Genomic DNA, 11,972 nt, shown 5'->3' on the forward strand with positions numbered 1-11,972 from the left:
GAAAATCAAGTATAATACCATAGGAACAAATTGGAAGGTGAAAAAGAGCATGGCACAACTATTTTTTAAGTATGGCGCAATGAATAGCGGCAAGACGATCGAGATCCTAAAAGTCGCACATAATTATGAAGAACAAAATAAGCCAGTTGTCTTAATGACAAGCGGTATTGATACAAGAGATGGTTTAGGCGTTGTTTCAAGCCGAATCGGACTGAAACGTAATGCGATGCCGATATTTGAAGAAACAGACGTATTTGACGTAATTCAGAAAATGGAAAGCAAACCCTATTGTGTGCTGATCGATGAAGCGCAATTCTTAAAAAAGAAACATGTCATTGCTTTTACGAGAATTGTGGACGAATTGGATATTCCGGTTATGGCATTTGGTTTGAAAAATGATTTTCGAAACGAGTTATTTGAAGGATCAAAATATTTATTGCTTTATGCAGACAAAATCGAAGAAATGAAAACAATCTGTTGGTTCTGCCACAAAAAAGCAATCATGAATTTACATTATATTGATGGAAACCCTGTTTATGAAGGCGATCAAGTGCAAATTGGCGGAAATGAAGCTTATTACCCCGTTTGTCGAAAACATTACTTTCACCCATCAATGATTACAGAAGGAGAATAAGCATGTACGATCAATTACAAGCAATTGAAGACCGTTATGAAGAGCTTGGAGAACTTTTAAGTGACCCAGAAGTGATTTCTGATACAAAGCGTTTTATGCAGCTTTCAAAAGAAGAAGCAAACACGCGCGAAACAGTCGAAGTTTATCGTCGTTATAAAGAAGTAGTACAAGGAATCACCGATACAGAAGAACTGCTTGGTGAAAAACTGGATGATGAAATGGCTGAACTAGCAAAAGAAGAATTATCTGAATTAAAAAAAGAAAAAGAAGTCTTAGAAGAAAAAATCAAGATCTTGCTTTTACCAAAAGATCCAAATGACGATAAAAATATCATCATGGAAATCCGTGGAGCAGCAGGCGGAGACGAAGCAGCATTATTCGCTGGCGATCTTTTCAATATGTACCAAAAGTATGCTGAAGCACAAGGCTGGAAAACAGAAGTGATGGAAGCTAACGTTACCGGAATCGGTGGATATAAAGAAGTGATCATGATGATCACCGGAGACAACGTATATTCGAAATTAAAATATGAAAGTGGTGCGCACCGCGTCCAGCGTGTTCCTTCAACTGAATCGCAAGGGCGTATCCATACTTCCACCGCAACAGTTGTCGTGATGCCAGAAGCTGAAGAAGTAGAGATCGATATTGAAGACAAAGATATCCGTACAGATATCTATCATGCTTCAGGTGCTGGCGGACAGCACGTCAATAAAACAGCATCTGCTGTACGTTTGACTCACTTACCAACAGGGATCGTTGTTGCTATGCAAGATGAACGTTCTCAAATCAAGAACCGTGAAAAAGCAATGAAAATCTTGCGTGCTCGTGTGTACGATAAGATCCAGCAAGAAGCACAAAGCGAGTATGATGCCAATCGAAAATCAGCAGTCGGAACTGGGGATCGTTCAGAACGGATCCGGACGTATAATTTCCCGCAAAATCGTGTGACTGATCATCGTATCGGATTAACTATCCAAAAATTAGATCAGATTTTAGCAGGGAAATTAGATGAGATCGTTGATGCATTGATCATGTATGATCAAACATCAAAACTGGAAGCTATGCAAAATGGGTAAAATGACCTATCGAGAAGTCCTGTCACGGGCTTCTTCTTTTTTAGAGGATCATGGGAAAGAAGCATATAGTATCCAATTTTTATTTTTGGAACGAAAACAATGGAAAAAACTTGATTGGCTCCTTCATATGAACGAAGAGATTTCAGAAGAAGAACAGCGGTTGATCGAAACCGATCTGCGACTTCTGCTTGCAGATCATCCACCTCAGTATTTGCTAGGATATGCAGATTTTTATGATCATCGGTTAAAGGTAACTGAAGCAACACTGATCCCTCGACCAGAAACAGAGGAGTTAGTCGAATGGTGTTTAGAGGAGACGCCTGGTGTACCGTTAGAAGTGATAGATATTGGGACAGGGACTGGAGCAATTGCTATTAGTTTGAAAGCAGCAAGAAAAAATTGGCATGTATCTGCTGTGGATCTTTCAGAAGAAGCATTAGAAGTAGCGAAAGAAAATGCTCAGAAAGAAGGAACGAAAATCAGTTTTTATCATGGAGATACATTAGGACCAGTAATGGATCAGCAATTTGATGTGATTATTTCTAATCCGCCGTACATCAGTCGGAATGAATGGGAACTGATGGATGAAAGTGTCCGGTCATTCGAACCTAAAATGGCCCTTTTTGCTGAGAACGATGGATTAGCTATTTATGAAAAAATAGCAGTTGAAGCACCAAGCGTACTAAAATCAAATGGAAAGATTTTTTTAGAAATCGGATTTCGCCAAGGTGAAGCAGTAAAAAAAATATTTCAGCAAGCATTTCCAGATAAAAAAGTGGCGATAAAAAAGGATCTTTTTGGCAATGAACGAATGATCCAAGTTTATGGTTGAAGTTGTGGATGAAAAATTTTTTATTTGTTTTTTTATTATAAAAAAACACTTATTTGACAAGGATGTAAACGACTTTTTGGTTTATCAACAAGTTTATCCACTATTGACAAATAGATTATCCACAAACAGTGGAAAACTTGAGGATAAACTCAGACAAAATAAGAATGTATGAAAAAGGGGTTGTGGATAAACTGTGGAAACGAAACGATATGATGAAACAGAATTGCAAGAGGCAGCCGAAGCACTGAAAGAAGGAGAACTTGTTGCTTTTCCTACCGAAACAGTATACGGATTGGGCGCCAACGCTCTTTTACCAAACGCTGTCAAGAAAGTGTTTTCTGTAAAAGGGAGACCGCAAGATAATCCATTAATCGTCCATGTCGCCTCTTTTGAACAAGTAAAAGAGTATGTGGACAACTTTCATCCGGCAGCAGAGAAGATTGTGAAGAACTTCTGGCCTGGACCATTAACTTTGATATTTAAGATCAAAAAAGACACTTTGCCCTCAGTTGTGACGGGAGGATTATCCACAGCTGCATTTCGTATGCCGGATAACAAAAAAACACTAGAAGTAATCGAACTTTCCGGTGTTCCGCTTGTCGGTCCAAGTGCAAATACGTCGGGAAAACCAAGTCCAACGACTGCAGATCATGTATATCATGATCTACAAGGAAAAATTACCGGGATTATTGATGATGGAGCTACGCGAATTGGTGTAGAATCCACTGTTCTTGATTTAAGTGATCCAACAGCCATGCCTATGATTTTACGACCAGGTGCAGTAACGAAAGAACAAATCGAAGCAGTCATCGAATCTCCTGTTGCTATTGATCAGCATCTTGTAAAAGAAAATGAAACACCAAAAGCCCCTGGGATGAAATACAAACACTACTCACCCGATACACGTGTTCTGATGGTCAGAGATGGCGATTGGTCAACTGCAGTTCAATGGGCAAAAAATAAGAAGATCCGTGCAGGTGTCATAGCAAGCCCCGAAATTGCGGATCAAGTGCGGACAGATACTGCAGCTGTTTATATGTATAACGACAACTCAGTAGAAGCGGCGGCTAAAGGATTGTTTGCAGGTCTAAGAGGATTAGATGAACCAACACTTGGATTAGATTTGATTTTTGTACAAGTGTATCCAGAAACTGGATTGGGGAATGCTTATATGAATCGCTTGAAAAAAGCAGCAGGACAAAATTATTTTGAAAAATGATCAATTGGTTATTGTCGCATTCTTTTAGTATGATACAATGCTATCAAGTAAATCTTCTATCAGTGAACGAAAAACTAAGCGTAACTAATCGTAATAGAAGAGATACGAATATTTGGCAATTTGTTTTTGATGGGAAAAATAAAATTGTAGGAAAATAAAAAGGAGCTGTTGTTTGTGGTAGATTACAAAACGTTTGACCCTGATCTTTGGGCTGCGATCGCCAAAGAAGAAGAAAGACAAGAACATAATTTGGAGCTGATTGCCTCTGAAAACTTTGTCTCCGAAGCAGTGATGGCTGCACAAGGAAGTATCTTGACAAATAAATACGCAGAAGGTTATCCAGGGCATCGCTATTATGGTGGGTGTGAATTTGTCGATATCGTTGAAAATTTAGCGATTGACCGTGCAAAAGAATTATTCGGAGCGAAATTTGCGAACGTCCAGCCTCACTCCGGCTCTCAAGCCAACACGGCTGCTTATCTCGCTTTGGTAGAACCAGGGGACACGATCTTAGGAATGGATCTTTCCGCAGGCGGACATCTAACACATGGATCACCAGTCAACTTCAGTGGCAAAACCTATCACTTTGTTGCTTACGGTGTTGATCCGACAACAGAAGTTATTGATTATAATGTGGTACGTATTTTAGCTAGAAAACATCAACCAAAATTGATCGTAGCAGGTGCCAGTGCTTACGGACGAACGATCGACTTTGCGAAATTCAGAGAAATCGCAGATGAAGTAGGCGCAAAACTGATGGTAGATATGGCACATATCGCAGGATTAGTAGCAGCAGGACTTCATCCTAATCCAGTTCCTTATGCAGATATCACAACGACTACCACTCATAAAACATTGCGTGGCCCTCGAGGCGGCATGATTTTGACAAACGATGAAGCATTAGCAAAAAAAATAAATAGTGCGGTATTTCCTGGTATTCAAGGCGGCCCTCTAGAGCATGTGATTGCGGGTAAAGCAGTAGCATTCAAAGAAGCATTAGATCCTGCATTTAAAGAATATAGTGAACAAATCATCGCCAATGCAAAAGCAATGGTCAAAGTTTTCAATCAAGCAATTGGAACCAGAGTCATTTCAGGGGCGACAGATAATCATCTGATGTTGATCGATGTTCGCGAGTTAGGTATAAATGGAAAAGAAGCAGAGAGCATTTTGGACAGTATGAATATCACTGTAAATAAAAACTCGATTCCTTTTGAAACACTAAGTCCATTCAAAACAAGCGGTATTCGAATCGGCACGCCAGCAATCACTACTCGCGGGTTCAAAGAAGAAGATGCTGTAAAAGTGGCTGAACTAGTTGTCAAAGCATTACAAGCAAAAGATGATAACGCTCAACTAGACGAAGTCAAAACAGGTGTACGCGAATTAACTGAAAAATTTCCGTTGCATAAAAAATAAAAATTTAAATTCCATTAGTAAACAGAAAAGTTCAATGTTGGGCTTTTCTGTTTATTTTTTGGGAAAACGGATTCTTTGACAATATCGGTGATGCTCTCTAGTATATGAGGTGTAATTTTAGTCTTCACACTAAATCTTAGGGAGGAAAAGTCATGACTGATCGTATCTCGTTAGAAAAGGAAGCAGTAGCATTCAGTGATGCAAATGCGCCTCATCCGCGTATCTATGAACTAGCACCGGAAGAAGGAAGAGCTTTACTAGAAGAAGTACAAGAATCACCTGTGAACAAATATTCCGTCGATATTGAAGACTTGATGGTGGATACTGGCGAATGGGGAAAACTCAATATTCGTCTCGTACGACCAGAAGGGAATATGGATAAATTACCAGTTATTTTTTATATTCATGGAGCAGGCTGGGTTTTTGGCAGTGCTCAAACCCATGATAAATTGATCAGAGAACTTGCGGTTCGTACGAATTCCGTCGTTGTCTTTCCAGAATATAGTCGATCACCAGAAGCAAAATATCCAACAGCAATTGAACAAAATTATGCTGTGTTGCAACAGCTGAATAAATTAGCCAAGTCAAAAAATCTGGATCTCGAGAATCTAATCGTTGCAGGAGATTCAGTAGGTGGTAACATGGCTACAGTCATGACGATCTTAACAAAAGAACGAAAGGGCCTCCCAATATCCAAGCAATTGCTGTATTATCCAGTCACAAACGCTGATTTTGATACAGATTCCTATCATGAATTCGGAGAAAACTATTTTTTGACAAGAGAAGGAATGATGTGGTTTTGGGACCAATATACGACGAATGAAGAAGAGCGTGCTGAAATCACAGCTTCGCCTTTGAGAGCAAATATAAATGAACTAAATGATCTTCCTTCAGCAATGATTTTAACGGGAGAAGCGGATGTATTAAGAGATGAAGGTGAGGCTTATGCGCGCAAACTTCGTGATGCAGGGGTTCCTGTTACACAAGTACGCTTCCAAGGAATCATCCATGATTTTGTCATGGTAAATGCTATGGATCAGACAAAGGCAACGCGTGCAGCAATGGCATTATCTACTTCTTGGATCAAGAAAAAAGAATAAGCTTTGCTTGTCCGCAGGAAAACTTCTTTTCAAAAACGGATTTTCTTAGGAAAAATGGCGAGTTTGACTAGTCAATCACTTGATTTTGTTTTACAATTAAAAAGAAACGACAGAACAAAGGAGAGCTTAAAAAATGGGCAAATTTCAAGTGATCGATCATCCATTGATTCAACACAAACTAACTATTATTCGGGACAAAAACTGCGGAACAAAGGTTTTTCGTGAAGTAGTCGATGAAATCGCTATGTTGATGGCATATGAAGTATCACGGGATATGCCATTGGAAGACATCGTGATCGAAACACCGATCACTGAAACAACACAAAAAACGTTGTCTGGTAAAAAAGTAGCGATTATTCCAATCTTGCGCGCAGGTATTGGAATGGTTGACGGTATCTTGGAATTGATTCCAGCTGCTAAAGTGGGACATATCGGTCTTTATCGAGATGAAGAAACATTGGAACCACATGAATATTTCGTCAAACTTCCAGAAGACATTGATGCACGTCAGTTGTTTGTAGTAGATCCAATGTTGGCAACAGGCGGATCAGCAATCATGGCAATCGATGCATTGAAAGAACGTGGCGCGTCGAACATTAAATTTGTTTGTTTGGTAGCGGCACCTGAGGGAGTAAAAGCTTTGCAAGAAGCGCATCCTGATATTGACATCTATACAGCTTCTCTAGATGAAAAATTGAATGAACATGGTTATATCGTTCCTGGACTAGGGGATGCGGGTGACCGTTTGTTTGGTACAAAATAAGTAAATACGAAAAAGGGTGTGACACAACTTTTGTCACATCCTTTTTTGGTCATTTTTAATGTTTGATGCAGAACAGCTTTTTCACAGCTTTCGTTTGCATATAAAAAAACCATCCCAAAAATGCAGAGATGGTCAAATTCAAATCTTTTTTAGTTCTTTGTAGTTAACGATTACTACACCCTTACTTTGCGTCATCAAGTTCGCATTTTCTGCAGTTTCATCAATCTCAACAACAGCGGAATTTTTCAATTGCTTTGAAATCGTTCCAGTTTGCGACTTGCCGTGAATTGTGAACATTACGTGAGTATTGATCTTGAATTTTTCACCAATTTCCGATGGTACGATAGTTGTATCAAATTTTCCAAAAGTTGCCATTTTCATAAAACCTGCCTTTCACATCAATTATACCACGTTTTATGAAAAATATCATGAAATTGAACTAATTTTCCATCGGACTCTTTACAATCAGCCAAATAGAGTATATAATTTCTTTTGGATAAGGCCAGCTTAGCTCAGTTGGTAGAGCAACGCACTCGTAACGCGTAGGTCGTAGGTTCGATCCCTATAGCTGGCATTAAAAGAGAAGACAGATATATCAAGGATTTTTAATCCATTGATACATCTGTCTTTTTGTTTAAAGGAAATAAAGTATGCTTTCTTAGCAATAGAGCATGTATTATTTCTATAAAAATTTAGGAGAATAAAACGACTAGCAATATAGCTGTGAAATCAAATATCACATGAACTGCCCAACTTGTAATGATCGAGTTGCTTTTAATGGCAGCTTGGTTGAATAACAATCTTGCCACCCCTTGTATCAAAAGGATGTGTGCTACAGTGTGTAAAATATTTCCATTATCATAAGTACTGTAATGGATAAATCCAAAGATGATTGCTGACAAGAAACTAGCGACAGGAATGCTGAACTTACTAGAAAAAATAGCGAGAAAATACACTGAGAACAATTCTTCTCCAAGTATCATGATAGGCAAAATAATAAATAATAACGGGCTGAAAGCCTCATTTATTGGATTGCCTGTTAAACCCCATTTCAAAATTTGTTGCAAAAATACCGAGACTGCGGCACTGATTACTACATTGATAAAAAAATATTTGGCTATATTTTTGACAGGAGCGACAGGTTTCGAGAACATTTTTTTCGTATCTTTTTTACCAAAAACAAGTGTAAATGCTATAAATCCAGTGATAGTTAAAGAAAAAATGCTAATAATGGATGGCGCAAATAGCAACCCTAACAAACCGAGTACAACGACAATAGTGCCCAATATCCCTTTTTTAAGTTCTATTTTTTTTCCTAAAATGTTATTCATGATAATAACTCCTACTATTCAGTTTTTGAAGATAGAGTCAGTATACATGAAGAGTTAAAATAGGCAATGTTTTTTTATGGATATTTGTATTGCTAAAAATTTATCTTATATATTCATTTTGATTATACTACTTTTATTTGTAAAAATTTTCTAGCAAAACCAAGTGCTTGCAACTGATTAAGCGTACAATTTTTTAGATGTTCCGAGCGTACTTCAATCATTTCAAAGGAGTTGCTACTTAAATCGATATTTTTTAAATCAGTATCAAAAAAGCTAGCATTTTCTAAATCATTAGTAGAAAACATTATTTTAGTGAGGGAACAGTCTACAAAATCTGCGCTTGATAAGACAGAGTGCTCAAAGGTACTTTCTTTTATGTTTGAACCAGATAAATTTACATAGTCCATTTTACAATTCTCGAATAACGTGTTCCCAATATAACTTTCCATCAATTTAGTACCTGTTAATTTACAATTGACAAATTTCACGCGATGCAACATGCTTTTTGTCAATATACAGCCTGAAAAATCACAGTTTTCGAATATACAGTCGGTAATCTCCATTCTTTGAAAATCATTGGAAGCAAAAAATGCATACTTGAAAATAGATTTGTAAATAATTGGATGGCAGATTATTTGGTTTTCGATGACCTCTTTTTGTGAAAGGATATTATACAGTTCAAAATCTTCGTTTTCATAGATATGAAAAAAGGATCCTTTATTCAAGCTTGCTTCATTAACTTTAGGAAAAATCATATTTAATTACCTCCATTTTCATAAAGTCATATTAACAAAAGCTAAACCAACTTACATTAGCAGAAAATGAGATAGGTTTTCGCCTTTTTCGATAACGATAGTGTCGCTATCTCTTGAAACGTTCTTAGAATTGCCCTGAGAGACACAAATTAGGCGTAATTCTAATAAAAATCTTAGAATAAAAATTTTTACTGATTTAATTTAGAATGTTTTTAAAATAAAAATCGTTGCCATAACAGTGTATTGAAAGGTTTTAACAATCCAGTAATGATTTAAAAAAATCTAGATGTAGCGTATACTTTGTTTATAGAATGTAGTGGGAAGAAATATATTTTTGGGAGGAAATCGTGATGTCTAAAAGTGAAGAAATAGAAAACATGGTACTAAAATTATATGATCTCGTTTTAAATCCAGAGATCAAAGAAAAGGAACGTATACTTTTGATAGACGCAAAGACAGGCTTAGAAAAAGGTCAGTATTATCCTAAAGTCATAAATAATTTGGAACGTAGTTTACGTCCGTTAGCAATCAGGGGAGAATTGTCTAAACCAGTATCACCGTTTTATATGGAGATATCAACAATAGGAAAATTTGAAAAAGAATTAGGTCGAGGAATGGCTTCGGCACCGATTACTTTTGGGCATTTATAAAAACGAGTTATTCATCTCAATGAATTAAAAAGTATAGTCAATCTCATAATGCAGGCTAGGTTCATTTATTTGAACAGAGTCTGTATTTTTTTATTCTAAATAAAGAAACAGATGTTTCTTTATATTGTATTTTATCCTTTAATTAACACAAAAACAGCTAGTATAAACTAATAACGTTAATTAAAAGTGTATTTTATGAAACTATCGTTATTTATTAATGTTGCATTTTTGTAAGTTAAAAATTGGAAATATAGATTGAAAAAATGAAAGCAATAAGTAAAATAAAATGAATATATGCGAAAAAATAATTTACATTAGGAAAAACCTTGTAAAAACAGTTTTTTGGCATATTTATTTTTTATAAATATTTGTAAAATAACTATCAATTTTTTAGTTAAAAGATTGGAAATGAGTGGGGGAGGAATTGAAGAAAGGATTTTTGAGAGATGATATAGTAGGTTTTATTTTTAGTTAAAATAGGGGAGATAGAAAAAATGAAAAAGTGTAGAAATATTATTTTATCAATGTTATTTATTATTACTAATATAACATCACTGATTCCTGTTCATGTCTATGCGGATGCAGGCAGAGATATCAGCAGTAATGTCACTTCGTTGACCGTGGACCCAACGAATATTACAGATGGAGGAAACATAAAAGTAAAATTCTCGTTTGACGAAAAAAAACAAAATATCCAACCAGGTGATTATCTTTGGATCAATTGGCCAAGTGAAGGAAATATTCGCGGTGAAGGATTCCAAAAAGAAATCCCATTAATGATTGAAAATAAAAATGTTGGAACTTTAACGGTCAGAAAAGATTCTGCGCAGGTTGTGTTTAATGAAAATATTAAAAACCTAGACTCAGTAGAAGGTTGGGGGCAATTTGAGATACAGGCCAGAAACGTAACCGATACCGGTGAAGAAAATACGGGACCATTCACCGTGACGAGCGGTGATAAAACAGCTACTGTAAATGTGACAAAGCCAGCTTCTGGTTCTTCTTCTAGCGTTTTTTATTATAAAACAGGAGACATGCTACCTGAAGATACTAAGCACATTCGATGGTTTTTGAATATTAACAATAACGGCACTTATGTTGAACAACCAGTTAAAATCAGTGATGAAATCCAAAGTGGACAAAGATTAGATCCAAGTACGTTTGAAATTAATCAAATACACTTAGGTGAACAGAAGGTTTATAGAGGAGAAGAGGGAATCCAACAATTTTTACAAGATTTCCCCGGCGCTACATTTAATTTTTCAGTAACTGATAATTACATTGAAATAACTATACCAAAAAACTTTGTCAATCTTAGGAAAATAATGGTGAGTTATAAGACGATCATAGAAAACCCAGAACAAATAAATTTTGAGAATCATTCGGAAGCTTGGTTTAAAGAATTTAATAAACCTGCTGTTGATGGAGAAAGTTTCAATCATACAGTTAAAAATATTTCAGCTTCTGGTGGAGTCAACGGTACAGTTAGAGGCTAATTGAAGATTTTCAAATATATTAATGACACAGAGATTGGTATCCCAAATGTGACTTTCGAATTAAGACGAGCAGATGAACAGCCTATTCAAGGACAGTCTAGTATCCTGTTGACTTCGAATGAACAGGGAGAAGCTAGTATCAAAGGCCTGCAAGTAGGAGACTATGTTGTAAAAGAAAAAGAAGCACCCAATTGGATTGATTTTGATCCACTAAGTTCAAATGAACTCAAATTCTCCATAAACGAAAATGATACAGAGGGAGTCAGTTTACCTATTTATAACAAGAAAAAGGTTACGAACATCACAGCAACTAAAATTTGGAACGGTGGAACCACTCCAAGACCGAGTATTTATTTTAAATTATTCAGAGCAAGTACAAACAATTGGGAACCAGTTCCTGATGCAGAAACAAAACGATTAGACAATGGAATAACTTCAGTGACTTGGGAAGATATCCAACAGTATGATGATAGTGGAAACGAATATACGTTTAAAGTGCAAGAAGTAGATCAAAACGGAAATGATTATGTCCCTTCAGGTTATCAAAAAATTGAAAACGGGCTAGTCGTTACAAATGAGAATAAAGAAGTCATTTCAGTCTCAGGACAAAAAACATGGGAAGACAATGAGAACCAAGACGGCAAACGACCGACGACGATCACAGTAAATCTATTAGCCGACGGTCAACCGATCCAAC

The 11,972-nt window shown here is 36.6% G+C and carries 12 protein-coding genes, 1 tRNA gene and 1 pseudogene; 11 read left to right on the top strand and 3 right to left on the bottom strand.

What is annotated here, in order from left to right:
• Positions 1-49: 49 nt before the first annotated feature.
• The 8 genes from DIZ30_RS03015 (at position 50) to upp (ending at position 7,043) form a co-directional block, all read left to right on the top strand.
• Entirely contained in the window at positions 50-634 is a 585-nt protein-coding gene (locus tag DIZ30_RS03015; protein ID WP_002289675.1) for a thymidine kinase, read from the top strand.
• Positions 635-636: 2 nt separating this feature from the next.
• The gene (prfA, locus tag DIZ30_RS03020; RefSeq protein ID WP_002289676.1) at positions 637-1,710 is read left to right on the top strand and encodes a peptide chain release factor 1; all 1,074 of its coding nucleotides are present in this window, start codon (positions 637-639) and stop codon (positions 1,708-1,710) included.
• A complete protein-coding gene (gene prmC / locus DIZ30_RS03025) occupies positions 1,703-2,542 on the top strand; it encodes a peptide chain release factor N(5)-glutamine methyltransferase (protein WP_002324194.1) in 840 nt (279 codons plus the stop codon). The genes prfA and prmC overlap by 8 nt, the downstream gene beginning before the upstream one ends.
• The gene (locus DIZ30_RS03030) at positions 2,535-2,714 is read left to right on the top strand and encodes a hypothetical protein (protein WP_002300130.1); all 180 of its coding nucleotides are present in this window, start codon (positions 2,535-2,537) and stop codon (positions 2,712-2,714) included. The genes prmC and DIZ30_RS03030 overlap by 8 nt, the downstream gene beginning before the upstream one ends.
• Positions 2,715-2,735: 21 nt before the next feature.
• On the top strand, positions 2,736-3,761 hold the full coding sequence (locus tag DIZ30_RS03035) for an L-threonylcarbamoyladenylate synthase (RefSeq protein WP_002318664.1): 1,026 nt from the start codon (positions 2,736-2,738) through the stop codon (positions 3,759-3,761).
• A 174-nt stretch (positions 3,762-3,935) separates the two neighbouring features.
• The gene (gene glyA / locus DIZ30_RS03040) at positions 3,936-5,180 is read left to right on the top strand and encodes a serine hydroxymethyltransferase (protein ID WP_002324193.1); all 1,245 of its coding nucleotides are present in this window, start codon (positions 3,936-3,938) and stop codon (positions 5,178-5,180) included.
• 152 nt (positions 5,181-5,332) lie between these two features.
• On the top strand, positions 5,333-6,280 hold the full coding sequence (locus tag DIZ30_RS03045) for an alpha/beta hydrolase (RefSeq protein ID WP_002294097.1): 948 nt from the start codon (positions 5,333-5,335) through the stop codon (positions 6,278-6,280).
• Between the two features lie 133 nt (positions 6,281-6,413).
• Positions 6,414-7,043, top strand: coding sequence for a uracil phosphoribosyltransferase (upp, locus tag DIZ30_RS03050; RefSeq protein ID WP_002294095.1), 630 nt, complete (start codon positions 6,414-6,416; stop codon positions 7,041-7,043).
• Between the two features lie 138 nt (positions 7,044-7,181).
• On the opposite strand, the gene DIZ30_RS03055 is transcribed toward upp, so the two are convergent.
• Positions 7,182-7,424 (bottom strand): hypothetical protein, encoded by a 243-nt coding sequence (locus DIZ30_RS03055; RefSeq protein WP_002294094.1) that lies wholly within the window; start codon positions 7,422-7,424, stop codon positions 7,182-7,184.
• Positions 7,425-7,544: 120 nt separating this feature from the next.
• Here DIZ30_RS03055 and DIZ30_RS03060 point away from each other — a divergent pair.
• A tRNA-Thr gene (locus DIZ30_RS03060) sits at positions 7,545-7,617 on the top strand.
• 118 nt (positions 7,618-7,735) lie between these two features.
• Here DIZ30_RS03060 and DIZ30_RS03065 read toward each other — a convergent pair.
• Together DIZ30_RS03065 and DIZ30_RS03070 are read right to left on the bottom strand one after the other, a co-directional pair.
• Positions 7,736-8,374, bottom strand: a complete 639-nt coding sequence (locus DIZ30_RS03065; RefSeq protein ID WP_002303626.1) for a CPBP family intramembrane glutamic endopeptidase — start codon at positions 8,372-8,374, stop codon at positions 7,736-7,738.
• 122 nt (positions 8,375-8,496) lie between these two features.
• On the bottom strand, positions 8,497-9,129 hold the full coding sequence (locus DIZ30_RS03070; RefSeq protein WP_002289236.1) for a pentapeptide repeat-containing protein: 633 nt from the start codon (positions 9,127-9,129) through the stop codon (positions 8,497-8,499).
• A gap of 350 nt (positions 9,130-9,479) precedes the next feature.
• On the opposite strand from DIZ30_RS03070, the gene DIZ30_RS03075 reads away from it, so the two are divergent.
• Positions 9,480-9,779, top strand: a complete 300-nt coding sequence (locus tag DIZ30_RS03075; RefSeq protein WP_002289237.1) for a bacteriocin immunity protein — start codon at positions 9,480-9,482, stop codon at positions 9,777-9,779.
• A gap of 494 nt (positions 9,780-10,273) precedes the next feature.
• Positions 10,274-11,972, top strand: a pseudogene (acm, locus tag DIZ30_RS03080) (collagen-binding MSCRAMM adhesin Acm); the annotation flags it as partial.

The organism is Enterococcus sp. H57 (assembly GCF_003112495.1).
GTDB lineage: Bacteria > Bacillota > Bacilli > Lactobacillales > Enterococcaceae > Enterococcus_B > Enterococcus_B faecium.

Excerpts from the sequence above, each read along its gene's own strand:
- upp (WP_002294095.1), top strand. The coding sequence starts at position 6,414 with ATGGGCAAATTTCAAGTGATCGATCATCCATTGATTCAACACAAACTA.
- prfA (WP_002289676.1), top strand. The coding sequence starts at position 637 with ATGTACGATCAATTACAAGCAATTGAAGACCGTTATGAAGAGCTTGGA.
- DIZ30_RS03070 (WP_002289236.1), bottom strand. The coding sequence starts at position 9,129 with ATGATTTTTCCTAAAGTTAATGAAGCAAGCTTGAATAAAGGATCCTTT.
- DIZ30_RS03055 (WP_002294094.1), bottom strand. The coding sequence starts at position 7,424 with ATGAAAATGGCAACTTTTGGAAAATTTGATACAACTATCGTACCATCG.
- DIZ30_RS03075 (WP_002289237.1), top strand. The coding sequence starts at position 9,480 with ATGTCTAAAAGTGAAGAAATAGAAAACATGGTACTAAAATTATATGAT.
- DIZ30_RS03030 (WP_002300130.1), top strand. The coding sequence starts at position 2,535 with ATGGTTGAAGTTGTGGATGAAAAATTTTTTATTTGTTTTTTTATTATA.
- DIZ30_RS03065 (WP_002303626.1), bottom strand. The coding sequence starts at position 8,374 with ATGAATAACATTTTAGGAAAAAAAATAGAACTTAAAAAAGGGATATTG.
- DIZ30_RS03045 (WP_002294097.1), top strand. The coding sequence starts at position 5,333 with ATGACTGATCGTATCTCGTTAGAAAAGGAAGCAGTAGCATTCAGTGAT.
- prmC (WP_002324194.1), top strand. The coding sequence starts at position 1,703 with ATGGGTAAAATGACCTATCGAGAAGTCCTGTCACGGGCTTCTTCTTTT.
- DIZ30_RS03015 (WP_002289675.1), top strand. The coding sequence starts at position 50 with ATGGCACAACTATTTTTTAAGTATGGCGCAATGAATAGCGGCAAGACG.